Here is a 26,222-nt window from a genome sequence, read left to right on the forward strand (position 1 = left end):
CGGTCTCACCCTTTCTTAGGTCTGAGCTTTTCTTTCAATTCATGGATGTATTGCAGTGCTTGAAACGGTGTCATATTAAGTAAATCGGCATCATTCAGACCAGTTAACACTTCTTGTTCATCTGCTGACAAGGTAGACTGCTCTTCATTTTGGATATCAAAAAAGTTCAGTTGTTGTGGTTCATCTTCACGAACCGTTTGTTTTTCTACATTTTCAAATGTAATAAGTAATGTTTTAGCACGGTTGAGAAGCGATTCAGGTAGACCTGCAAGATCTGCAACGTAAATTCCGTAACTTTTATCTGCCGGTCCTGCCATCACTTTATGGAGAAAGACGACTTTACCATCCTGTTCCATCGCGGCAACATGGACATTTTCAAGCCTGGACAGTTCTTTATCTAAATTGGTAAGTTCATGATAATGGGTAGAAAATAGTGTATTTGCACCGATTTCATTGTGAATATGTTCCATCATCGCTTGCGCCAATGCCATGCCATCATATGTTGAAGTCCCACGTCCGATTTCATCAAAAAGAAGAAGACTTTGTGCAGTTGCGTTTGCGATAGCGAATTGTGATTCCATCATTTCCATCATAAATGTACTTTGTCCTGATGCCAGGTCATCCGCAGCCCCAATTCTTGTGAATATCTGATCGGTGACAGGGAGTAACGCCTGATCACAAGGGACATAGCAACCAATCTGTGCCATTACAACAATGAGGGCCACTTGTCGCATATATGTACTTTTACCGGACATATTAGGTCCAGTGATCAGTAGCATATTTGCTTCTTCAGTCAATTTGCAGTTATTAGGAACATAAAGGGAATGGTCAATCATCTTTTCAACGACTGGATGGCGACCGTTTTTAATTTCCAAAGATTTCTCATCACGAAATACAGGTTTGACATAGTTACGTTTTTCCGAAACCGCTGCGAATGAAAGAAGAACATCCAGTTCGCTTAATACACTGGCGAGATGCTGGATATGACGAATATGGGTTTTCATGGAATCCCGGACTAAGCTGAATAATTGATATTCAAGTTCTTGTCCTTCCGCTTCTGCATTCAGAATGAGGTCTTCCTTCTCTTTCAATTCAGGAGTTATGTAACGTTCAGCATTCGCAAGCGTCTGCTTTCTTTCATATCGTTCCAAATCGGCAAGATGGATATTGGATTTTGTAATCTCAATATAATAGCCGAATATTCTGTTGTACCCTATTTTTAATGATTTAATGCCTGTCCGCTCGCGCTCCTCGCGTTCAAGTTCTGCAAGCCATGCCTTACCATTTTTTGATGCATCACGGTATTGGTCGAGTTTTTGATCGTAGCCGTCCTTAATAATGCCGCCCTCTTTAACCGATAGTGGAGGATTTTCAGCAATGGCCAATTCAAGAATTTGTAGCGCTTCTTCGCAACCGTCAATTCGTTCTGAAAACTGATTAAGTAGCGGTCTTTCTGATTCATGAAGCGCTTTTTTAATGTTTGGGACACGACGGAGTGAGTTACGAAGTTGTGCAAGATCTCTTCCACTCGCGCTGCCCATCGAAATTCGTCCGGCGAGCCGCTCTAAATCGTATACTTCTTTCAAGCTCGTCTTCAGTTCATCCCGCAGGAAAAATTCTTCTATCAGTTCAGTCACTGCATCTAGTCGGTTTTCAATTGCTCTTTTTTCAGCGAGTGGCTGATGAATCCACATTTTCAATTTACGAGCACCCATTGCTGTCACTGTCTCGTCAAGTAGCCAGTAAAGTGTGCCATCCTTACTGCCGTTCCGGATAGATTGGATCAGTTCCAGATTGCGCATTGAATTGGCGTCAATGGATAGTTTCGTTTGTTTCTGAATAAATTCAAATGGACGTATATGATCAAGTGCCGTTTTCTGTGTACGCTTTACATAGGAGACAAGCATGCTACATGCTTCTGTGACATCGGGTGGAATAGCGCCGAATAAATCCTCAGTTTCGAACTGCTCTTCTCCATACTCGATGGACAATACAATATTACGTTTTGCCATGCTGTCACTGAGAGCGAGATGCAGTCCTTCATCGACAACAACCTCTTTCATACCCAGTGCCTCAATTTCTGCAATCAGCGTCCGCTCATCGCCTTCAACACACTCCACTTTCCCCTCACCAGTCGCCAGGTCAAGATAAGCGAGTGCATACTTGTTGCCATCTATAATGTCGGCGGAACCAATGAAATGATTCGTATTTGCATCAATTGTTTTCCCTTCAGTCATCGTACCAGGGGTAATGATCTTAACGACTTCCCTTTTGACAATGCCCTTCACGAATTTTGGATCTTCCGTCTGTTCACAAATAGCCACTTTATGCCCTTTACGTACGAGGGTTTCAATATAACCTGCAGCCGCATGATACGGTACACCGCACATCGGAATCCGATCGCGACTACCAGCATCCCGACTTGTTAATGTAATTTCAAGAATTTGAGACGCTTTCTCCGCATCAGTAAAAAATAGTTCATAGAAATCACCTAATCTAAAAAATAAGAATGCATCTTCATGCTCCGATTTCACTTTTAAATATTGCTGAATCATTGGTGTGTGAGTTGTCATTGTTTAACCTCTTTACGTTTACTGTTTTTTATATTATAGCAAAATCGGACCACGAAGAGTCCGATTTCTGCGTGATTTTGTGATCTTCAAAAATCTAAGCAAATGTCTTCGACCACGAAGAGTCCGATTTCTGCGTGATTTTGTGATCTTCAAAAATCTAAGCAAATGTCTTCGACCACGAAGAGTCCGATTTCTGCGTGATTTTTGTGATCTTCAAAAATCTAAGCAAACACCGGACAACGAAGAGTCCGCTGTTTGTGTAATTTACGCGGGCTGTGCGGGAATTACAACAAAGTTGGGCAACGAAGAGCCCATCTTCTGCGTGATTTTTGTGATCTTCAAAAAATCTAAGCAAACATCGGACAACGAAGAGTCCGCTGTTTGTGTAATTTACGCGGGCTGTGCGGGAATTACAACAAAATTGGGCAACGAAGAGCCCATCTTCTGTGTGATTTTTGTGATCTTCAAAAACTAAACAAACTTGAGCCAAGAAAGATTCGATGTGTCTATAATTTACGTGGGTTGCTCTGAAATTACAACAAATCCGGGTTATGATCGATGCTTAATTACAACTCCCCAAAATCACATCAAAACGAAAAAAAAGCCGGTGTGTTTTCCGGCTCTCAAAATGACGATGATTCTCTTCCTTGTTTATGATTGTTCCCTGGTCCTTGATCATTGCCTCGCACTTGCTCATGTACTGAAGCGTTGCCATGTTCATGAGATGATGATTCATCTCGGATTGACCATTCCTCTTCGAAACTTTGCGGGTGCACCGTAATACAAACTTTTGTTTCACCCACAACTTCAGCAACTAATTCACGTTCAATCGTGATACAGAACTTTTCACCACATTCGGAAATGATTGCCTCAGTACAATTCGGATGCTGGACAACATCAACAATGATTTCTTCATGCCCCGATGTCGGCTCGTCTCGATAATGCAAACGAATCCGGTCTTTGTAAGGAATTGACTCCGTAAAGACTGACGTTTTGGAATGATCTTGATGGGAATACCAAACATTGACGTCGAACTTCCCGGTAACTTCGATGAACTTACCGACTTTTTTCGCCTGATGTGTATGGTTGATAACCCAACATCCGAGTATACTTGTCGGTCCATTCGGCGGCTTCAATGTAACAGTCGTTTCGGTCCGCTTCTTCCCTTTAGCAATAACCGTCTTCGTCACGATCTGACGTAAATTTTTCAGTTCGATTCCTCCTCCATTCGCTTCAATCCATTCTATGCAAGAGAAGCCCAGAGAGTGAAAAAAATCGGCAGGAAATTTTTCCTACCGATTGGTATACTCTATTATAGTTTTTCATATGTCGTATTTTTCACATAAGAACCAGTTTCTCCGCGTCTTATATCGCCATCTGTTGCTTTGATGATTTCATCCGTAACAGTATTTGCGATTGTGTTCGATACAAGTTGGAGTAAATCATTCACTTCACCTTGTGATTGTTTAAATTCCTGAACAATCGGAACTTCGTCTATATCACTTTGAATTTTTTCGATTTTACCTTCAATAATACCCAACGCTCTTTCTTTTCCGTACTGTTGGAAATTGACTGCCTGCTTTTGCAATGATTTCAAGCTCGCGATATTTTCACGAATTTTTTGGTTTTCATTTATCTGTTCTTCTGCGCGCTTGAAAAACTCAACTTGTTCCGTATTAGCAATCATTACTGCAATTTCACGTGCCTTTGCGATAATTTCGTCTTTAGTATAGATTTTTTCCATTATGACATCACCTTTTCCTTTTCTACGACGCCGATAAACTCACCGTCGAGTGACCATGTTTTGGCCTCAATTATTTTCACTTTAATTATCTTCCCGATAGCAGATCGGGGGGCTTTAAAATTGACCAATTTATTTTTCGCTGTATAGCCTGCGAGCACTTCTGTATTCCGCTTACTTTCACCTTCGACGAGGACTTCAACGATTTGTCCTTTATATGGTTTCATCGCTTCCGCCGATAAATCATTCACCAGCTTATTTAATCGCTGAAGACGTTCTTTTTTCACTTCCATCGGGATATTGTCAGCCATCTTCGCTGCCGGTGTACCCTCTCGCGGTGAATAAATATACGTATAAGCTATATCGAACCCGACTTCCCTGTATAAAGACATTGTCTCTTCGAATTGCTCGTCCGTTTCATTCGGGAATCCGACGATAATATCTGTCGTTAAGCTAACATTAGGGATAGCTTTTTTAATTTTTTGTACAAGCTCAAGGTAGTGTTCACGAGTATATTTCCGTGCCATAATTTTCAATATATCGCTAGAACCTGATTGAACTGGAAGATGGATATGGTCGACGAGATTGCCGCCCCTTGCAAGCACTTCAATAAGATGGTCATCGAAATCACGTGGATGGCTCGTTGTGAAACGGATTCTCGGAATATCGATTTTTCTTATTTCGTCCATTAAATCGCCGAAACGATAACCAATATCATCAAAATCCTTGCCATATGCATTGACATTTTGACCAAGCAACGTTATGTCCTTATACCCTTGTGCTGCTAACTGCCGGACTTCCTGAATGATATCCTGAGGTCTTCTGCTACGTTCTTTCCCCCGCGTATATGGAACGATGCAATACGTACAAAACTTATCGCAGCCGTACATAATGTTGACCCACGCTTTGATGTTGCCGTGTCGGACCTTCGGGAGGTTTTCGATGATATCGCCTTCCTTTGACCATACGTCGATAACCATCTCTTTTGATAAGTATGCCTCATGTAAAATGTTAGGCAACCTATGGATATTGTGTGTACCGAAAATCATATCAACTTGATCATACGTTTTCAAAATTTTATTAACAACCGATTCCTCTTGGGACATACAGCCGCATACCCCAATTAATACATCAGGGTTTTTCTGTCTTAGCGGTTTATAATGGCCGAGTTCCCCGAACACTTTATTTTCCGCGTTCTCCCGAATGGCACATGTATTAAGCAATATGAGATTAGCATCTTTAACGCTGTCTGCAGGTTCGTAGCCTAGTCCCATCAAAATACCCGCAATTACTTCTGTATCATGTTCGTTCATTTGACAGCCAAAAGTCCGTATATAAAACTTTCGGTTTGTCCCCATTCCACGAAAGCGTTCTTCAATCTCAAAATCATCGTAATAAGTAATTTCTTCCTTACCGCGTTTTTTCGCATCTTTCAATGAAGGCGGTGCATAGGCTGTCTGAAAATACTGGCTATAGTCTTTTTCAGCAGATTTTACTAGATTAGGTTTCAATAGCTCATCATTCAGTCGCTGTTCCTCATTCATTTAACTTGTCCCCTTTCCTACGAAGCCTTCGGAGTTTACAGATATGATTTCATTATACTTAATTGTAGACCAGCTGTACAAGAAGAGATAGCATTGTCGGTTGTTTGTCACAGTTAATAAATGACTTTTTTGTAGTGATGCCTTAATCTTCAAAAAGGAGGGATGAATTTTAATCTCTCTCACCTAATTAACCAACAGGGAGTATCGAACAACAATCCATCCGCGTTGACACTAACCATTCGCCCTTTTACGAGCAGTTGACCTCCACTTATTCTTCTCGTGTTCTTAAAGACTTCGAATCGAGAGTCCCACTGACCGTAAATGCAGGATAAACCTAAAAGACCACAGGAAATTAATGCATCCCGTGGTCCTGAATCTTTCTAATTTACATATTACGCTGTCGTTTTTCAACAAGTAATTTTAATGCCGTACGTCCTTCACCGTTAATCTCAATGTCAGTGAAGGCCGGTGCACAGATGAGATCTCCACCACTTGGAGCGACGAATCCACGTGCAATTGCAATTGCTTTTACTGCCTGATTTAATGCACCAGCACCTACAGCCTGCATTTCTGCATATCCCTGGTCCCGAATAACTGCAACGAGTGCTCCTGCAACAGAATTCGGATTCGAGCGAGATGATACTTTCAATGGGTTCAACATGATTCCTCCTTATTTTTCGATGTCTATGGAACGGATATCTCCATAAACCATCCTATGATTCGGAGGGGATGTTTAGACACGTCTTAGCCTTTGAATGTACGGTCGGCATTTATGGCCACTCGTTCAACTCTTATTGCATGTCCTTTTTCATCATCCAATACGACAAAGAGTCCGTTTAACTGGGTGCGTCCAGTTTTCGGAACTTCAAAACGAACTGGTAAATTCGTACGGAAACGATAGATGACGTCTTCTTTTTTCATACCTAAGATCTCATCGTATGGGCCCGTCATACCTGCATCAGTTAAATAGGCTGTTCCACCTGGTAGAATGCGATCATCCGCTGTTTGGACGTGCGTGTGCGTTCCTACAACAACAGAGGCCTTCCCATCAAGATGCCAACCCATTGCTATTTTCTCACTTGTCGCTTCGGCGTGAAAATCGACGAAAACTAGCGGAGAAATTTCTCTTGCTTCCGCTACCAATTCTTCTGCCTTTTCAAACGGATCGCCGTGCGGAGGTAAAAATGTTCGACCATGCAAATTGATGATTGATAACGTCACACCATTACGTGAAATCGTTGTCATCCCTTTACCAGGCGCATCATCTGAAAAATTTGCAGGACGGATAAGATAATCTGTGTCATCGATAAAATCATAAATCTCTTTTTGGTCCCATGTATGATTCCCCATCGTTACAACATCTACTCCAGCACGTAGCAGGTCATCAAATATCGCTTTTGTAATTCCTCTTCCAGCAGCTGCATTTTCCCCATTCGCAATAATAACATCAGGGTTGTACTTCCTTTTGAGGCGTGGTAAATAGTCAAAAACCATATCTCGTCCTAGCGACCCTACAATATCACCTATAAATAATACTCTCATTAAATAATCTCTCCCAATAGAAAAAGAGGCTCCCGGACCGAAATGCACGGAAACCCCTTTTTTCTTTATTTTGCGTATTCGACCGCCCGTGTTTCACGGATGACCGTTACTTTAATATGTCCTGGATAATCGAGTTCTTCTTCAATCCGTTTCCGGATATCTCGCGCTAGACGATGGGCTGTAATATCATCGATTTGGTCTGGGCGGACAATAATTCGAACTTCGCGTCCTGCCTGGATTGCAAATGATTTCTCCACGCCGTCGTACGATTCAGAAATCTCTTCAAGTTTTTTCAGCCTGCGGATATAGTTTTCAAGCGTTTCACTACGCGCTCCCGGCCTTGCAGCGGATAATGCATCTGCTGCTGCAACCAATACGGCAATTACTGATGTCGCTTCTGTATCCCCGTGATGGGATGCGATACTGTTAATAACCACAGGATGTTCTTTGTACTTGGTTGCAAGTTCAACACCAATTTCAACATGACTGCCTTCTACTTCATGGTCAATCGCTTTTCCGATATCATGTAGGAGTCCAGCACGTCGTGCGAGCGTTACATCTTCTCCAAGTTCTGCCGCCAACAAGCCTGCTAGATAAGCAACTTCTGTCGAATGCTTCAGGACATTTTGACCATAACTCGTGCGGAAACGTAATCTTCCAATGATTTTAATAAGATCTGGGTGTAGATTATGAATGCCAATATCGAAAGTTGTCTGTTCTCCAGTTTCGCGGATAAGTTCATCCACTTCACGCCTCGATTTATCAACCATCTCTTCAATTCGTGCTGGGTGAATTCGCCCATCTTGCACGAGTTTCTCCAGTGCAAGTCGAGCAGTTTCCCGGCGTACCGGATCAAAGCCTGATAAGATGACCGCTTCTGGTGTATCATCGATGATCAGGTCAATACCTGTCAATGTTTCAAGTGTTCGGATGTTACGTCCTTCACGACCGATAATACGGCCTTTCATTTCATCATTCGGTAGATTTACTACCGATACAGTAGTTTCAGCAACATGGTCTGCTGCAAAACGTTGCAAGGCTATGGAAAGAATTTCACGAGATTTCTTATCCGATTCCTCTTTTGCTCGTTGTTCTGCCTCTTTCGTCATAACCGCGATATCTGTAGCAAGTTCTTTCTCGACTTCACTAAGGATGAGCCTTTTCGCCTCATCACGTGTCAGAGATGATATTTTTTCAAGTTCAGATTTCTGAACAGAAACAAGTTCTTCCGCTTTGAGTTCCATCTGTTCGATATGCTGTTGTCTTCCTGTAAGCGCTTCTTCTTTGCGCTCTAGACCAGCGTCTCTTTTATTGAGAGCTTCATCCTTGCGGTCATGATTTTCTTCCCGTTGCAGAAGACGGCTTTCTTGTTTTTGCAATTCCGCCCTTCGTTCACGAATCTCTGATTCCGCTTCAATTCTCAGTTTGTGAGTTTCATCTTTCGCTTCTAGTAGTGCCTCTTTTTTAAGAGCATCCGCTTCACGCTTCGCCTCTTCGACGATTTGTTCTGCCGTATATTTGGCACCAGTCACTTTTGAATCGTTCACTTTCTTATTAAAGGAATTGGTAACAACAGCACCAACGAGCAGACCGAGCAAAGCGGAGATGATCATTTGTAGTACTACTAACATCTAGGTCACCTCCTCCTGCTATTCTTTTCATTTTCAGTCGGCTCATATATCAACGTTCAACATATTGCCAAATTCATTTCAATGGTATGAAATTATACAATTCTAATTGTATCTATCTAAATTTGACATGTCAAGGATACACAGGTCTTTGTGACCCATTATTCTCGAAGTATTAGTAGTCTTTTTCGGAGAATATACAAAAACCGATCACGCCCTACCAAGAGGACGGATCGGCTTTCTGTATAACTTATTCTTCACCTAGCAAAAGTTCCAACTCTTCATCTTCATCTACGTCATGAGCTCCAATAACATAGTTTGAGGTAGCAAGTCCATAAGACTCACGAATTTTATTGGCGATTTCCGCACGGATATCCGGGTTTTCCTTCAAGAACTGCTTCGAATTCTCTCGTCCCTGTCCAAGTCGTTCTCCTTCATAGGAATACCAAGATCCACTTTTTTGGACAACTTCGGAGTCAGCACCAAGATCGATGATTTCTCCTTCTCTAGAAATTCCTTCTCCGTACATAATATCAACTTCCGCTGTTTTAAACGGAGGTGCAACTTTATTTTTCACAACGCGGATTCGTGTTTTATTTCCCACTATATCATTGCCTTGTTTGATCGCTTCTCCACGTCTTACATCAAGACGTACGGAAGAGTAAAATTTCAATGCTCGTCCACCTGGAGTTACTTCAGGGCTACCGAACATAACACCAACTTTTTCACGAATTTGGTTAATGAAGATCGCAATCGTGTTCGATTTATTAATGGCACCGGAAAGTTTACGTAAAGCCTGTGACATGAGACGGGCTTGTAATCCGATATGCGAATCTCCCATTTCCCCTTCAATTTCCGCTTTGGGAACAAGTGCAGCTACGGAGTCAACAACAAAAATATCAACTGCACCGCTTCTTACAAGCGCTTCAGCGATTTCAAGTGCTTGCTCTCCCGTATCAGGCTGGGAAAGTAGTAACTCGTCGATATTAACGCCTAATTTACGGGCATAAACTGGATCAAGCGCATGCTCAGCGTCGATAAATGCCGCTGTTCCTCCGGCTGCTTGTACTTCTGCGATGGCATGAAGAGCAACAGTCGTCTTACCCGAACTCTCAGGTCCGTATATTTCAATAACTCGTCCACGTGGATACCCACCTATGCCGAGTGCAGAATCGAGTGCAAGGGAGCCTGTCGAAGAAGTTTCAACTTCCAGGTTTGTTTTTTCACCCAGTTTCATAATAGATCCTTTACCAAATTGCTTTTCAATCTGTTTTAACGCCATATCTAAGGCGGCTTTACGATCGCTCAATTTATTTCCTCCCTCAAGATAATGTTTCTGTTTTTCTTACTATCTCTAGTATACTCCTTTAATGAGAAATACTCAACCAAAAAGCGAACATTTATTCGATTCGTTTTCTTGAATTGAATATATTAGTGAGAATACAAGGGCGTTTTGCATTTTTAACTGAAAATAAGGGTTAAAAATTAACTTTGCACTTCTTTTTCAGTTAAGTGTTTTATGAGATAATAGAGCGCAAATCTTGCTGCTCTGAGACGGTTTGCGTTTCTTGAACCCGACAGCAACAACTTAAATGTCTCTGTATCTGCATTTGTAGAAGCAATACCAATCCACACAGTGCCGACCGGCTTCCCATCATGTGGATCTGGGCCTGCCGCACCCGTTAGACCTATTCCGATATCCGTTTTGAACGTACGTTTTACGTTTACCGCAAGAGCGGCCGCGCATTCTGCACTGACGACACCATACTCCGCAAGTATAGACTGCTCAATACCAAGTTGTTCCACTTTCGATTTCTCATTGTAAACAACAATGCCACCTTCGAGTGACGAACTAATCCCTGGTTCACCGGCCAGTTCTGCCATAAATAGGCCTGCCGTCAGACTTTCTGCTGCGGCTATTGTCCAACCGTTTCGAATTAGGAGTTCCGCAGCCTTGGATGACAATGTATCATCATCCGTGCCATAGATGAATTCACCAACGAGTGAACGAATTTCTTCTTCCAAAGGCGCGATTAGCTTCATCGCTGCATCGGTCGTTTGTGCTTTTGCAGTGAGGCGTAACGTGACTGCGTCGGCCGTTGCTAGCGGTGCAACTGTCGGATTTGTCTGTTTCTCCAAAATGGGCTGAATCTGGTGTTCAAGCTCAGCCTCGCCAATACCATAAAACTTCAGGATACGCGAAGTGATGACTTCCTGTTTGCCAGTAACACCTAACAAATAAGGAATCGCCTCATCCGTAAACATCGGCTCCATTTCATGCGGTGGTCCTGGCAGAAGGATATATCGCACGCCATCTTTTTCCACTGCCATCCCGGGTGCCATTCCTTTTCGGTTCGCTAAGACTTTCGCGCCTTTAAAAACTAGCGCCTGTTTCTTATTGTTCTCTGTCATAACCCGACCACTGCGCTCGAAATATTGCTGAATATAAAGAAGCGCCTCGTCATCGCTAACTAGCGTTGTGCCAATATGCTTTACAATTGTTTCTTTTGTCATGTCATCTTTCGTTGGCCCGAGTCCACCTGTAAAGATTAAAATATCCGCACGTTTCCTTGCAATTTCAATGACTTCATTCAATCGATCTGGGTTATCACCAACGACTGTCTGATAATGGACATCAATGCCAATTTCCGCAAGTTTTAATGAAATGAATTTAGCGTTCGTATTCGTAATTTGTCCAAGTAATAACTCAGAACCAATCGCAATAATTTCTGCTTTCATAACTTCTCATCCCCTTACATCGAATCAAGCAGCACTTTTCTATTTTTGTAGAAATAGTCGAATCCAGACCAAATTGTAAATACCAGTGCGATATAAAGCATGATGACACCGAAAGGTACACCAATCGATTCGAAAAATATATTATTCAACAACAATGATGTTATTGCCAAGATCTGTGCTACTGTCTTAATTTTCCCGAGTTGATTGGCCGCGACGACTTCCCCGCCGCCTGCAAGGATAAGCCTAAGGCCTGTCACAGCGAATTCACGGCTGATAATGATGATGACAATCCATGAAGGTGCTGTTCCAAGTTCAACAAGTATGATGAAAGCTGCAGAAACTAATAATTTGTCCGCAAGCGGATCCAGAAATTTCCCCATATTTGTAACAAGATTATTTTTCCTAGCGATATAACCATCAAGCCAATCAGTTATAGAAGCAACAATAAAAATAAGTCCACCAATTAAATGTTCTTTCATCATTTCAGTACCAGCGAGTGTTATCGTGCCCAATTTAAAATCAACCAGCATGAAAACCATAAAAACTGGAATGAGCAGAACGCGTGATACGGTTATTTTATTTGGCAAATTCATAAAATACACCATTCCTTTCAAAGAAAATAGTCATCTGAAGTAGATGACTATTACTCTTTCTTGTATTTAATCATAATATTTTGTGGGACGTTATCTTGGGCAGGTACGCCATATTCAAGCAACTCACCGTTCACGTAAATTTCTGTAGACTTAGGACGTCCAACTCGGATTCGAACTGAGTCTGTAGCCGTCACATCAAATTCAACCAATTCCCCTGCTTGCATAATACGTGCAGGTGTCATCCATTCTTTTCCGGCATTATCTTTAACACCAATCCAAGATCCTCCAGTTAGACGGATTTCAAGTTGGAATGATTCTGCTCCAGTAAGTGCATACTCAGATGTTTCTCCGCTTGCACTTTCAAAAGCAAGAGCTTGTTGCGGTTTTTCAGGTTCTTTTTCAGGTTCTTCTTCCACAGGCTTTTCTTCTACTTTTTCTTTGTCGTTCTCAGTAGGATCCGGCTTACTGTTTTCCAATGTTACTGGCTCATTAGTAGTATCATTATCAACATTTCCCTGATTGTTATTAGATTTTCCTTGATAAAGGGTCCACATGACAACTATAATCACGATAATAAATAATGCAACAATGATTTTCGGCATCATTTCATTTAGTTTATCATTACTTTTCAAACCCCTTTTACGCGTCATTGTCGTAGGAGTAAGCTGGCTTGCCTCTTCTTCCGATGACACTGCAGAAGACGTGTCTTTATACATGGATAGCATTTCGTCGGGATCAAGATCTACTGCATCTGCATATTGCTTTATGAATGCCCGTACATAAAAAGACCCAGGCATCATGCTGTAATCTTCATTTTCGATACCAGAAAGGTACCGTTTCTGTATTTTCGTTATTGACTGTAAATCATCTAATGTAAATCCTTTAGTTTTTCTCGCCTGCTTGAGACGATCACCTAATCCTGTCACCAAAAACACCTGCCTATCAGAAGTTGAATAAACCCGACCCATCCGTCATTCCATGGTCGGACATCATATCGTTTTTTTCCATCATTTCATATGTAATTTCTTGATCTGGATCTGTTCTTAATTCAATAATATAATCAAAATCTTCAATGTTGTATTCAGAATGCTGAACGAACATATCCGGATGCTCTACTACTTTAATAGAAGGCATTCGCATCATTTCTCTGACTAGTTGCATGTGACGCTCGTCCTCTGCCTTACGTGTAACAATTCCATCTAAGATAAATATATTATCTTTCGAAAATTCATCACCCGCCAAATTTTTTCTCAACGTTTGCTTAATCATCGTCGAGGAAAGAAAAATCCATTTTTTATTGGCACAAACACTTGCAGCCACGACTGATTCAGTCTTGCCCACTCGCGGCATCCCGCGAACACCAATCAATTTATGACCTTCCTGTTTGAATATTTCAGCCATGAAATCAACAAGAATCCCAAGGTCACTGCGAAGGAAACGGAATGTTTTCCTTTCGTCTACATCACGCTGTATATAACGTCCGTGTCGGACCGCTAAAATATCACGTAACTTCGGCTCACGGATTTTTTTCACATGAATTGTTTCCATCGTCTCGGCGATTTGTTCAAAACGTGCAATCTGGTCATCGTTGTCAGCCCGCAGCAGCATTCCGCGATGCCCGCCATCAACACCATTAATTGTAACAATGTTCACGCGTAGCATTCCTAGCAACGACGATATATCACCCAGAAGACCAGGTCGGTTAACCTGAATTTCGTATTCAAGATACCATTCACCCATCCGACACACACTCCTTTGTCCATTTTTTGAACACGCACTACTATATGACGCACAAGAAGTAATATAGTTCTATGATAGCTGATAAAACGCATTATGAAAAGGAAAAAGGGGATTATATTAATCCCCTTCTCAAATTTATATATACCAGCCGCCGTTCACTTTCATTATTTCACCTGTCATATAATCTGCCTTGCCGCTTAACAAGAAATTAACTGCTTCAGCAACATGCTCTGGTGTCCCAGTACGCATAAGTGGTATCTCGTCGATTACCATCTGTCGTTCATCCATTGGGATATCACTATTCATACGTGTTTCAATCCAGCCTGGTGCCACAGCGTTGACACGCATTCCTGAAAAGGCCGCTTCTTTTGCATATGCTTTCACAAATGCGTGTTGCGCCCCCTTCACAGCGGAATACATCACTTCTCCCGCTGCCCCCGTATTGCCCCAAATTGAACCAATCATTACAATGTAAGATTGCTCAAACTTGCGTAATTGAGGAGATACAAGACTTATAAATCGAGCTGGATTTTGTACATGGACTTTCCATAATGCATCCATGTCATTAGCGGTCGTTTCCGTCAATAGTTTCATCATCGATTGTCCATTTGCAACAACAACAGCACCAACATTGCGAACTTTTTTGACGAGTAATTCTGCTCCGTCTTGTGAACTAAAGTCTGCTTGGACTGTTTGAAAATCCGATTGTGGATATGCCGCAATGAGCTCCTTTTGCAAAAGTTCAACATGTACAGCATTTTCATTGTAATGAAGGAACAGCGACCAGCCTGTAGACGCTAATAGTCGACTAATCGCATCGCCTATTCCACCCGATGCACCAAGTACAATGCAGTATTTCTGCACTCTCATTAGGCCTTATCTGCAGGAATGATTGAAAAGACTGTATGTCCGCTTTCATATGAAAACGTTTGGAAGGCATCTTTCAAATTTTCGAGCGTTAACTTCTCAAGTGTTGGAACAACGTCAAACAAATTCATGTTGTTAAAAGTATAGCGCGTAAACTGGTTTGCGATAAACTCCGGTGAATTCAATGAGCGCATGAATTGACCAATTTTCTTTTTCCTCATCCGATTAAGTTCTAGGTCAGTAATTGGCCAAGTTTCCACAGTGTTTTTCACTGTCTGCTGAATTGCTTTTTCGAGTTGTTCCGGCTCGTCTGTGTCAGAACCAATCATTGCGAAACCGAATCCATTCTCCATCGTGAAATCATAAGAAAATGACTCATCAATAAGCCCATCATTATACGTATTCGTATAGAATTCAGAAGATCTACCAAACAAACTATCCAGGACAAGACCGGCTGAAAGTTCCTGAATAAGCATTTCCTCGCCATCGATATCAGTGTTATTGCATTTCATACCCATTATTAATTTCGGCTTCGATACATCCATGGCAAGTGTACGATTAGCGATAGCTGCAGTGTCCACTTCTGTAGGGAAACTGCGTACAATTTCCGCCGGGTCATCAAATGTTTTCGCTTCCTGATTCTTTTTGATGTAAGCCATCATCTCAGCCGGGTCTACAGCACCTACAACGAAAAGAACCATATTGGACGGATGATAGAAGGTTTCATAGCATTCATACAAATAGTCCGCCGTGATATCTTGAATAGACGCGACTGTACCAGCGATATCAATCTTCACTGGATGTTCATGGAACAAGTTTTCAATTGCACCGAAATAGAGACGCCAATCAGGCTGATCATCATACATCGTTATTTCCTGGGCAATAATACCCTTTTCCTTGTTAACCGTTTTTTCCGTAAAATACGGCTCCTGCACAAAATCGAGAAGAGTCTCTGTATTTTCATACAACTTATCCGTAGCGGAGAATAAATAAGCAGTTCGAGTGAATGAAGTAAACGCATTTGCGGATGCACCATGCACACTAAACTTTTGAAATACGTCCCCATCTTCTTTTTCGAACATTTTATGTTCAAGGAAATGAGCGATACCATCCGGAACCGTCACAGCTTCTGTTTTTCCTCGTGGGATAAATGTCCGGTCTATTGAACCATACTTAGTTGTGAACGTCACGAATGTTTTTGAAAATCCGCGTTTAGGTAAAATATAGACGTCCAATCCATTGTCGAGTTTTTCATTATATAATGTTTCTTGTAAATTATCGAAGTGAATATTCTTCATCATTAATTAGCCTCCTTGCCCGATAACAGATAGACGATTTCTAGTTTAATTTCAGATGCCATCTTTTTAATATCATCTTTTGTTACGGATTCCCAGCCTGTAATGATTGTGTCTGCTGTGAAATTTTCATCAAGCTCTTTGTATTGATCAAACACTTCGATCTGCCCTCTTGCAGAATCAAATGCACTTTTAATACCGTTCGCAAGTAATGCTTTTGTCTGTTCCATTTCAAGGTCTGTAATTTCACCTTGTTGAAGTGCTGTGAGTTGAGCATTAATTAGATTTACGGCTTTTTCTTCAAGTTCAGCATCGATTCCTGCCATTACATAGAGAAGTCCATAATGGGAAGAATAAGAACTGGATGCGTAATACGCCATGCTTTCTTTTTCACGGACGTTAATGAAAAGCTTGCTGTGCGCAAAGCCACCGAAAACTCCGTTTGTCATTTGCATTTTTGCATAATCAGGATGTTTGAATGTAACAGGCGTAGTGAAGCCTAAATGAAGTTTCCCTTGTTTCATGTCTTGTTTTTCGCGAACATGACGGACTTCTGTTTCTTGTGTAGCCGTTTCTTGTGTAGCCGTTTCTTGTGTAGCCGTTTGTTGTGTAGCCTTTTGTTGTGTAGCCTTTTGACGTCCAAGCACTTTACGGCTCTTGAATGTCAGTAACGACCTGATTTTTTCTGTCATTTCATCTTCGTCAATGTCACCCACAACGTAGATATCAATTTCATCTTCATTTAACATACTTTGATATGCTGTAAATAATTCTGCAGAAGTAAGTGCGTCTACTTCCTCTTCCGTTCCATAAGATGGTGCGGATGCGGCGCTATCAGGACGTAAGATTTCAAGCATACGCTTCTGGGCATATCGTGTCTTGTCATCGTAAAGCGAACGAATTCGCTCTTTCACAGACCTTTTTTCACGGTTGACAACTGCTTCATCGAACTGTCCGTCAACTACATTCGGGTCAAAAATGACTGTCTTGATCAAGCTCAGCACTTCTTCAAGCACGCCGCCTTCTGATAGATATTCGTCATTTACACATTCAGCGGATAGAGACACCATATGGGTTTCCCCACGTTTTCCAGCATCTGTGTACAATACTGTTCCATATAATTCATCTAACGCATTGCGGAAATCCGTTTGTGACCGGTATCGCCCGTTTGATTCTTCTAAGACATTCGCCAACACTGCACGAAGAGCCGATTTCTTTTCATCAAGTGCTGTTTTCCACTTGACCGAGAAATTGACTGTTTTGAACTGCTCTGACTTGCGGATATATAATGTGACACCCTCTTGTAACTCAACCTTTTTGAACATATAAACACCTCTGTTTTAGTTAATATGCGGAATCCTCACTTCACTATACATTCCATAAGTCTAAAGATGCAAATAAACTGGTGAATGCATCTTAACTTATGCTGAAATTCATATGAAATAGACCATGTCTGTTGTTTACCCAAAAGTAACCAATAAATAACTTGATCACTCCATAGCCGCTACTTGTTTTTCGATTGCTTTAGATTGAATGACTTCTATTATGATTAACGGAAAAAGTGTGGTTGACCTTCATCCGTCGCACTCCAAATGCATAAGTAGACAGAGTGCTGAAGCATTTCGGGACGAAAGAATAGCTGACTTCGTACCTATAGAAAAGCAACTAAAGATGCAATTTTGGCGGCTGTTGCATTCTCTATGGTTAATCAACAGACGTGGCAATAAACCAAAAAATGCCCCTAAGTCCAATGTATCAGACTATCGGGACATTTTCATTTTTTAACGAATTCCTTTGATATAAGGTTCTCCTACCGCTTTCGGTGCTTGCGATCTTCCGATGAACCCTGCAAGCGCAAGGATTGTCAATGCGTATGGTAAAATGTGTAAATATACATCTGGTACATCTTTCAAGAATGAAATACCCGAGGAACTGATAGCAAGTGCTTGCGCGAATCCGAAGAATAATGCCGCTCCCATTGCGCCAATCGGGTGCCATTTACCAAAGATCAATGCAGCAAGTGCCATGAACCCTTGTCCATTGATCGTCGCATGACTGAAATCATTCGTCATAGTTTGAGAATAGATTGCACCACCAATACCTGCAAGACCACCTGAGATAATAACAGCAATGTAGCGGATTTTCGTCACATTGATGCCCATTGTATCGGCGGCCATTGGATGTTCTCCTACAGAACGGAGACGCAAGCCGAATGGCGTTTTATAAATGATGAACCATGCAAGAAAAGCAAGCAATATTGCCAATATCGATGAACCGTAAATAGCTGTGAAAAATAACGGTCCAATAAACGGAATTTCATGTAAAATTGGAACGTTGAAACGTGGAATACTTTGTTGGATGAAATCAGTCTGCCCTTTGTCAAAAATCAATTTCACAGTAAACAACGCAATGGCAATCCCCAGCATGTTGATAGCAACACCTGATACCACTTGGTTAGCACGAAATGTAATCGATGCGACCGCGTGCATAATGGAGAAGATTGCGGAAACAACCATCGCTACAAGTAAGGCGAGCCATGGTGTCCAAGATCCAAATGTATCAGCATAAAATAGATTGAATAAAATACCGATAAAAGCACCCATAACCATAAGTCCTTCAAGTCCGATGTTAACAACTCCAGCACGTTCCGAGAACATTCCTCCTATTGCAGTGAAAATAAGAGGGGCAGCATATGAAATGGTTATCGGAATGATGAAATAAAGTATCTCAAGAAAACTCATATCATTTTGCCTCCTTTTTCTTTTTCATCTTGCTAAGAAGAACTCGAATGATATAGCCAGATGCAACAAAGAATATGATAAGTGCAATGACAATTGAAACAATTTCAACTGGCACTCCTGCTTCATTCGGCATATTGCCGGCACCATATTTCAATGATCCGAACAAAGATGCTCCGAAAATAACACCAAGTGGCGTATTGGCACCTAGTAAGGCGACAGCGATCCCGTCAAATCCAATGCCAGTGAACCCACTGCGACTTACCATATTACCAAATGTTCCAAGCGCTTCCATTGCACCTCCAAGTCCAGCAAAAGCACCGGAAACAACCATTGAAAGAATGATGTTCTTTTTCACGTTCATTCCCGCGTATTGAGAAGCATGGTCGTTAAATCCGACCGATTTAAGCTCAAACCCGGTTTTTGTTTTCTCTAAAATGAACCACATGACCACAACCATTGCTAGTCCGACGAAGATTCCGTAGTGTAATGTTGAGAAATCAGTCAGATTAGATAAGAAATCGGAACGCAGCGATGCAGTCTGATGAATTTTTTCTGTTTTGTATCCACCATCAGAAACCGCCTTTATCAACGCATTTACTGTATGAAGTGCGATGTAGTTCATCATTATTGTTACGATAACTTCATGTACTTGAAGCGTTGCTTTTAAAATACCCGGAATCAGTCCCCATAGCGCTCCTGCTAATGCAGCTGCAATAAGTGCCAGTGGTAAGTGAATGATTTTTGGCAATTCAAATGCCACACCGACATATGCCGCCGCAAACCAACCGACAATTAATTGTCCTTCCACCCCAATATTGAAAAGCCCGGATCGGAATGCAAAAGCAACTGCGAGACCTGCTAGTATATATGGGCTTATTTGTCGGATTGTTTCTCCGATTGAATACATATCACCGAAAATTCCGTTCCATAATGCGATATAGCCAGCAACCGGATCATATCCGCTGAACCACATTACTGCTGCTCCCACTAGCAATCCAAGAATAATCGAGATGATGGGTACCAGTATATTTATTATCCTATTCGACATGGCTATCATCACCTTCTTTCAGCGTAACAGTAGCCTTATCTCTGGCTTGACCTGCCATGAGAAGGCCGAGTTGCTGCTCTGTTGTTTCGGCTGGAATAACTGTATCAACAATTACTCCGTCGTAAATAACTGCAATTCGATCAGAAACGTTCATGACCTCATCTAGTTCGAATGAAATTAGAAGAACCGCTTTGCCGTTATCACGTTGTTCTATTAATCTTTTATGAATGAATTCAATTGCACCAACATCAAGACCGCGAGTTGGGAGTGCAGCAATTAGTAACTCTGGGTTACGATCCACTTCGCGTCCAATGATGAGCTTTTGCTGATTACCACCTGAAAGCGAACGAGCTAACTCATGCTCACCTTGTGTCCGTATGTCAAACATCTCGATGATTTCTTTTGCTTTTTTAGTTATGAGTTTATAATTCATAATGCCCTTTTTGGATAGAGGTTCTTTATAATAGGTTTGTAATGCCACATTGTACCCGACAGAAAAATCAAGAACAAGGCCGTGCTTATGACGATCTTGCGGAATATGCCCGAGACCGGATTCTGTTATGTCACGTGGCTTTTTCCCAGTGACATCCTTTGAATCTATGAACACTTTTCCACTCTTCACTTTTCGAAGACCTGCAATTGCCTCGATCAATTCAGACTGCCCATTGCCGTCAATTCCCGCGATTCCTACGATTTCACCTTTACGGACGGAAAGATTTAAGCCTTTTACTTTCGGAACTCCACGGTAATCATCCACAACTAAGTTTTCAACACGAAGAACTTCTTCGGCCGGATATGATGGTCCTTTTTCCGTTTTGAATGTCACTTGACGCCCCACCATCAATGTCGCAAGCTCTTGTGGGTTTGTTTCTGAAGTAATAACTGTCCCAATCCCTTTACCTTTACGGATAATGGTCACTCGATCGGACACATCCATTATTTCCTGAAGTTTGTGGGTGATGATGATAATCGATTTTCCTTCGTTAATCAATTTCTTAATAATTGAAATCAGTTCAGTGATTTCTTGCGGTGTTAAAGATGCAGTCGGTTCATCGAAAATCAGAATTTCTGCTCCACGATAAAGCGTTTTCAATATTTCTACTCGTTGTTGCATACCAACTGATATATCTTCAATCTTTGCATAAGGGTCCACATCAAGGCCGTATAGTTTCGAAATTTCAGCCACTTTTTTCGCAGCATCTTTAACGTTAATCATGCCCATTTTTTTGGGTTCATTGCCAAGAATGATATTTTCTGTAACTGTTAGATTTTCAACAAGCATGAAATGTTGGTGAACCATTCCGATGCCCAAACTATTCGCGACGTTTGGATCTGTAATCGCAGTTGCTTTTCCACGTACCCTAATTTCTCCACCTTCAGGTTGATAAAGACCAAAGAGCACGTTCATTAACGTAGATTTCCCTGCTCCGTTCTCGCCTAATAAAGCATGTATTTCACCTTTTTTAAGCTGAAGGGTAATATCATCGTTCGCAACAAAACTACCGAACTCCTTTCGGATATTCAGCATCTCAATAACATATTCCACCGGATTCACTCCCTCACTTTTGCCTATGTAAGAATAAATTAATACAAGAAAAGAGTCCTTGCATGGTATCTTTTATTCTATTAATTTAAACGGAAATCATGAAGACCGAACAAAATCGGTCTTCATGATTACGTATTGCATTTATTATTATTTAGCTCTGAATTCTGGCACTTCGATTTCACCGTCTGCAATTTGCTTAGTGAATTTTTCTACTTCGTCTAATACATCTTGTGGAATTGCTCCGCGTGAATCAGCAAGTGCAATACCATTGTCAGCAAGACCGAAAGTTGTTACTTCTCCGCCTGGGAATTCACCTTTAGCAGCTAAATCTGCTGTGTTTTTAACAGCAATGTCAACACGTTTAAGCATTGAAGTCAATGTAATATTATCGTCGCCTACTTTACCTTCTTCGTACTGATCAGAGTCAACGCCGATTACCCATACATATTCATCCGGGTTAGCTTTTTTACGTTCTTTAGCTTCAGCGAATACACCGTTACCGGAACCGCCGGCAGCGTGGAAAATAATATCTACGCCTGAAGAATACATACGGTTTGCAGCTGCTTTACCAAGTTCAGCTTTTGCAAAATCGCCTGTATACTGAACATCAACTTTAAGTTCAGGTTTCACTGCTGCAACACCTGCAAGGAATCCAGCTTCAAAGCGCTCGATTACCGGAATATCCATGCCACCAACAAAACCGATTTTATCGGATTTCGTCATCTTAGCAGCTGCAACACCTGCAAGAAATGCTCCTTCTTGCTCTTTGAACATAAGGCTTGCTACGTTTGGTAACTCAGAAGTTTCATCAACAAGCGCAAAATGATTGTCAGGACGTTGTGTAGCAATCTCTTCAACAGACTCTTTCAATAAGAATCCTACTCCGAAGATTAGATCGAAGTCACGTTGAACTAGTTTATTAAAGTTTGGCAGATAATCAGCGTCTTCTGCTGATTGTAAGTAATCATAACCGCCATCGCCTTTTGTATATTTATTTTCTTCACCATATTCTTTGATACCTGTCCAAGCAGATTGGTTGAACGATTTGTCGTCAACACCACCCGTATCCGTTACCATTGCGATGGAAAATGTATCTTCTTTTGGAGCACTTGCAGAACCTTCTTTTTCTTTCGCTTTATCCGTTCCACATGCCCCAAGTAGTGTACCTGCAGCAAGAACCATTGATAAAGCCAAACCAAATTTACGTTTGCTCATTGTTGAAACCCCCTGTTTATTTCATATTAGTAGGACGAATTAACGTCTTATACCCTTTTTCGTACAACATGGAAACTGAATTTATCAGCCCGAAAATAATTTTTCGAGTAGAGGACCATTTCGCCAGCCTCACTGTAATGATGCTGCAGGAGGACTAGAAGCGGAACATCTACACCACATCTAAGGATGGACGATGCTTCATCGTCATACCCTACAGGTTCAATGTGTGCTACAGCTTGAACAATACGGATTGCGCCCGTTTTTTCGATTGCATCGAATATGGATTCATTCAATAGTTCTTCCGTTCCTGCTGGAAGGTTTTTTGAAAGCACCTGATCGATACAATAAACCACTGGATCGCCGTCTGCAGTCCTTACTCTTTTGATTGTAACTAGACGATCATCTTCATCGCATTCGAACTTTGCCGTACTTTCCTCGCACGGATCTGTTTCTGAAACATCCATGAAAATCGTTCCCGGCTCCATGCCTGCATCCCGAATCATAGATGACACGCTGGACAAGTGTTCAATACCCGATGAAAATAATGGCTTTGGATTAACGAACGTCCCAACGCCGTGCTTTCTGACGATAACTTTATCTTCTTCAAGCACACGAAGTGCTTCGCGAAGTGTTGCTCGGCTGACACCTAACGTACGGGCAAGTTCGAATTCTGAAGGGAAACGTTCATTCTCTTTGAATATGCCAGATTCGATGTCCTTTTTCAGACGTTCTATCACTTGCACATACAGATGTCTTTGATCCGCCTTTACCATCATTAAATCTCCCCCTCTACGAGGTCAGACCTCTGATGTTAAACGTCACTACTAATCATCCATACTATATCACTATTAGCACATAAAATAAACAATACTTCAAAAAAAAAATGAAATATGTTTTCTTGAAGTGAACAAATATACCTATTTAGTCATTCTAATTAAGAATAAATATCCGTATCATCCTTACTAATTAGAACTTGACGCGGTTTACTGCCTTCAGGCGGCCCTACAATCCCCCGCATCTCCATCTGGTCTACAATGCGTGCCGCTCTCGAATAACCGACCCTGAAACGACGCTGCAACAAGGAGACGGAAGCTGTCTGCATGTCCGTCACGAGTTGAACTGCTTCATCATAATATTCGTCCGTTTCTTCATGTGGTGACACTTCTTCTATTTCTGTTGGAATCATGTCTTCTTGGTACTGGGCTTTCTGCTGTTCAATGACAAAATCAACAACTGCCTCGACTTCAGCATCCGTCACAAATGCACCTTGAATCCGGACCGGTTTTGCAACACCCGCCGGCAAGAATAGCATGTCACCCCTACCAAGTAGTTTTTCCGCGCCGCCACCGTCCAAAATCGTTCTTGAATCGATTGATGATGACACAGCGAACGCGATTCTAGACGGAATATTCGCTTTAATGATCCCTGTTATAACGTCAACACTCGGTCGTTGTGTTGCAATGATCAAGTGAATTCCAGCAGCACGTGCCATTTGCGCAAGCCTCGTTATTGAATCCTCCACATCACTAGATGCAACCATCATGAGGTCCGCGAGCTCATCCACAATAACGACTATGTACGGCATACGTGGATGCTTTTCCTCATTCTCTTCGTTCCATACTTCGATATGTTCGTTGTACCCTTCAATATTTCTAGTTCCCGTGTGAGAAAACAGTTCATAACGTCTTTCCATTTCAGATACTACTTTTTTCAGAGCTTGAGATGCTTTCCGTGGATCTGTGACGACAGGTGCGAGTAGGTGAGGAACGCCGTTATAGACATTCAGCTCGACCATTTTAGGATCAATCATCATCATTTTCACTTCATGCGGTTTCGCACGCATTAATATACTGACGATAATGCCATTGATACATACACTTTTACCGCTACCTGTTGAACCGGCAATCAGAACGTGCGGCATTTTATTCAATTCTGCCAGCATCGCCTGTCCTGTTACGTCACGTCCAAGTGAAATCATTAATTTGGAATCAGGGCGATTATTCTCTTTTGCTTCAATGACTTCACGCAAACTGACAACAGCAACCGAACTGTTCGGTACCTCAATCCCAATTGCAGACTTCCCAGGAATCGGTGCTTCGATTCGAATCCCACTTGCTGCTAGCGCAAGTGCTATGTCGTCAGCTAGGCTCACGATACGACTTACTTTGACACCCGTATCTGGTAACACCTCATACTTCGTGACAGCTGGCCCAAGATGTACCTCAGTAACCTTCGCTTTCACGCCGAAGCTAAGAAAAGTTCGTTCAAGCTTTTGTGCATTCGCCTGAATCGAATTGTATTCTTCCGATTGATCGATAACGGGCGTTTGCTTCAGTAATGACGGAGGAGGTAAAATGTATGATTCATTCTCTTCTTCTCCTGTCACACCTGTATAAGCATTGACTTCGAAGGCAACTTCCTGTTGTTGTTCTTCCACTACCGCTGCCTGTTCATCCTTAACAGGCTTATCTATCCGTTCACTAAAGGCCGAAATAATTGGTTGTGATACAATCTCTTCGATATCCGGCTGAATTGGAGGCAGATTTCGCCCAGATTGCTCATCCCCTGAATTAGCTTTTTTCTTCGAGCGTGTCGTTCTTGGTTCGCTAGAAGACTTTTTAACTGACGGCGCTTTTTTTGTAAATAAATCCTTCATCGAATTAAGCAGTTTCGGGAAGCGTTCAGCTACATATGGGACAAATGCTTTTCCCGTTAAGAGAACAACGCCAATTAAAAATAATAAAATCCCCGCAACCGTTGCTCCAGCCGAGTCAAACAACGCATGGAACATGGCAAAAAGAACTGCTCCAGCCATTCCACCACCGAGCGCTCCACTTCTAGAAGTGATGCCATCGTTTGTGATAAGTACTTTCCAAGTTTCTTTTAGTGCTGACTCCGACATTAAAACGCGGCTTTCATACAGTTCCTTGAATAAATGGACATGACTAAACAGAACAAAGCTCGCCAAGATGAAAAAACAGCCTCCCACAATACGATTTCTCCAACCGCCTACTTTCTGTTTAATCATAAACATAAGCGCCTGAACAATTAGCAGGAGTGGAATTGCAATATGCCAATTCCCGAAAATAAATCTAGACAAGGAAGAAAGTCCTCTCCCAGCAACACCGAATTCAAACATGATGATGATAGCAAGGCCAATCATTCCCAAGCCCATCACTTCGTAGATCAACGGATGTAACTCAGCTGACTTCTTTTTCTGTCCAGTCGTTTTCTTTTTCTTCTTTCCTTTTTTCCTAGACATATTCTTACGTTACCTCCTTTTTACAAAAAAGGGCTTCCCACCGGTCAGACGGTAAGGAAACCCTTTGTAGCATTAATAATAAATAATAAGTTAGAAGCTTACCAACTTAGATTCGTGTCTAGACTCAAGACGCCTGCACTTTTCTTTT

The 26,222-nt window shown here is 41.7% G+C and carries 21 protein-coding genes; all 21 read right to left on the bottom strand.

Annotated features, from left to right (window positions below):
* Positions 1–5: 5 nt before the first annotated feature.
* The 21 genes from mutS to FQ087_RS09625 all read right to left on the bottom strand — a co-directional run bounded on the left by mutS (position 6) and on the right by FQ087_RS09625 (position 26,074).
* On the bottom strand, positions 6–2,573 hold the full coding sequence (gene mutS, locus FQ087_RS09525; RefSeq protein ID WP_149580212.1) for a DNA mismatch repair protein MutS: 2,568 nt from the start codon (positions 2,571–2,573) through the stop codon (positions 6–8).
* 623 nt (positions 2,574–3,196) lie between these two features.
* On the bottom strand, positions 3,197–3,763 hold the full coding sequence (gene cotE / locus FQ087_RS09530) for an outer spore coat protein CotE (protein WP_255452194.1): 567 nt from the start codon (positions 3,761–3,763) through the stop codon (positions 3,197–3,199).
* Positions 3,764–3,885: 122 nt separating this feature from the next.
* The gene (locus FQ087_RS09535) at positions 3,886–4,317 is read right to left on the bottom strand and encodes a YlbF/YmcA family competence regulator (protein ID WP_149580214.1); all 432 of its coding nucleotides are present in this window, start codon (positions 4,315–4,317) and stop codon (positions 3,886–3,888) included.
* Positions 4,317–5,858, bottom strand: a complete 1,542-nt coding sequence (miaB, locus tag FQ087_RS09540; RefSeq protein ID WP_149580215.1) for a tRNA (N6-isopentenyl adenosine(37)-C2)-methylthiotransferase MiaB — start codon at positions 5,856–5,858, stop codon at positions 4,317–4,319. The genes FQ087_RS09535 and miaB overlap by 1 nt, the downstream gene beginning before the upstream one ends.
* Positions 5,859–6,243: 385 nt before the next feature.
* Complete coding sequence (locus tag FQ087_RS09545; protein ID WP_149580216.1) at positions 6,244–6,516, bottom strand: stage V sporulation protein S; 273 nt, start codon at positions 6,514–6,516, stop codon at positions 6,244–6,246.
* 86 nt (positions 6,517–6,602) lie between these two features.
* On the bottom strand, positions 6,603–7,400 hold the full coding sequence (locus FQ087_RS09550; RefSeq protein ID WP_149580217.1) for a TIGR00282 family metallophosphoesterase: 798 nt from the start codon (positions 7,398–7,400) through the stop codon (positions 6,603–6,605).
* A 65-nt stretch (positions 7,401–7,465) separates the two neighbouring features.
* On the bottom strand, positions 7,466–9,031 hold the full coding sequence (rny, locus tag FQ087_RS09555; RefSeq protein WP_149580218.1) for a ribonuclease Y: 1,566 nt from the start codon (positions 9,029–9,031) through the stop codon (positions 7,466–7,468).
* A 247-nt stretch (positions 9,032–9,278) separates the two neighbouring features.
* The gene (recA, locus tag FQ087_RS09560; RefSeq protein WP_149580219.1) at positions 9,279–10,337 is read right to left on the bottom strand and encodes a recombinase RecA; all 1,059 of its coding nucleotides are present in this window, start codon (positions 10,335–10,337) and stop codon (positions 9,279–9,281) included.
* Positions 10,338–10,513: 176 nt separating this feature from the next.
* A complete protein-coding gene (locus FQ087_RS09565) occupies positions 10,514–11,767 on the bottom strand; it encodes a competence/damage-inducible protein A (RefSeq protein ID WP_149580220.1) in 1,254 nt (417 codons plus the stop codon).
* Positions 11,768–11,781: 14 nt separating this feature from the next.
* Entirely contained in the window at positions 11,782–12,360 is a 579-nt protein-coding gene (pgsA, locus tag FQ087_RS09570; protein WP_149580221.1) for a CDP-diacylglycerol--glycerol-3-phosphate 3-phosphatidyltransferase, read from the bottom strand.
* Positions 12,361–12,410: 50 nt separating this feature from the next.
* Positions 12,411–13,286 carry a helix-turn-helix domain-containing protein gene (locus tag FQ087_RS09575; protein WP_188006691.1) on the bottom strand — a complete coding sequence of 292 codons (876 nt, stop codon included), beginning with the start codon at positions 13,284–13,286 and terminating at the stop codon, positions 12,411–12,413.
* 16 nt (positions 13,287–13,302) lie between these two features.
* On the bottom strand, positions 13,303–14,100 hold the full coding sequence (locus FQ087_RS09580) for a DUF3388 domain-containing protein (protein ID WP_149580223.1): 798 nt from the start codon (positions 14,098–14,100) through the stop codon (positions 13,303–13,305).
* A gap of 135 nt (positions 14,101–14,235) precedes the next feature.
* Positions 14,236–14,970: an elongation factor P 5-aminopentanone reductase gene (gene ymfI, locus FQ087_RS09585; protein ID WP_370456046.1), complete on the bottom strand. Its 735-nt coding sequence runs from the start codon at positions 14,968–14,970 to the stop codon at positions 14,236–14,238.
* A complete protein-coding gene (gene yfmH / locus FQ087_RS09590) occupies positions 14,970–16,265 on the bottom strand; it encodes an EF-P 5-aminopentanol modification-associated protein YfmH (RefSeq protein ID WP_149580832.1) in 1,296 nt (431 codons plus the stop codon). Before yfmH ends, ymfI begins: the two co-directional genes overlap by 1 nt.
* A 2-nt stretch (positions 16,266–16,267) precedes the next feature.
* Positions 16,268–17,587: an EF-P 5-aminopentanol modification-associated protein YfmF gene (gene yfmF / locus FQ087_RS09595; protein ID WP_149580224.1), complete on the bottom strand. Its 1,320-nt coding sequence runs from the start codon at positions 17,585–17,587 to the stop codon at positions 16,268–16,270.
* Positions 17,588–18,043: 456 nt separating this feature from the next.
* On the bottom strand, positions 18,044–19,003 hold the full coding sequence (locus FQ087_RS09600) for an ABC transporter permease (RefSeq protein WP_149580225.1): 960 nt from the start codon (positions 19,001–19,003) through the stop codon (positions 18,044–18,046).
* Position 19,004: 1 nt separating this feature from the next.
* Positions 19,005–20,051: an ABC transporter permease gene (locus FQ087_RS09605; RefSeq protein ID WP_149580226.1), complete on the bottom strand. Its 1,047-nt coding sequence runs from the start codon at positions 20,049–20,051 to the stop codon at positions 19,005–19,007.
* The gene (locus FQ087_RS09610) at positions 20,041–21,597 is read right to left on the bottom strand and encodes an ABC transporter ATP-binding protein (protein ID WP_149580227.1); all 1,557 of its coding nucleotides are present in this window, start codon (positions 21,595–21,597) and stop codon (positions 20,041–20,043) included. The genes FQ087_RS09605 and FQ087_RS09610 overlap by 11 nt, the downstream gene beginning before the upstream one ends.
* Positions 21,598–21,744: 147 nt before the next feature.
* Positions 21,745–22,812 (bottom strand): BMP family lipoprotein, encoded by a 1,068-nt coding sequence (locus tag FQ087_RS09615; RefSeq protein WP_149580228.1) that lies wholly within the window; start codon positions 22,810–22,812, stop codon positions 21,745–21,747.
* 47 nt (positions 22,813–22,859) lie between these two features.
* The gene (locus FQ087_RS09620; protein WP_149580229.1) at positions 22,860–23,588 is read right to left on the bottom strand and encodes a GntR family transcriptional regulator; all 729 of its coding nucleotides are present in this window, start codon (positions 23,586–23,588) and stop codon (positions 22,860–22,862) included.
* 158 nt (positions 23,589–23,746) lie between these two features.
* Complete coding sequence (locus FQ087_RS09625; protein ID WP_149580230.1) at positions 23,747–26,074, bottom strand: FtsK/SpoIIIE family DNA translocase; 2,328 nt, start codon at positions 26,072–26,074, stop codon at positions 23,747–23,749.
* Positions 26,075–26,222: the final 148 nt, after the last annotated feature.

The organism is Sporosarcina sp. ANT_H38 (genome assembly GCF_008369195.1).
In the GTDB taxonomy this organism is placed as follows: Bacteria; Bacillota; Bacilli; order Bacillales_A; family Planococcaceae; genus Sporosarcina.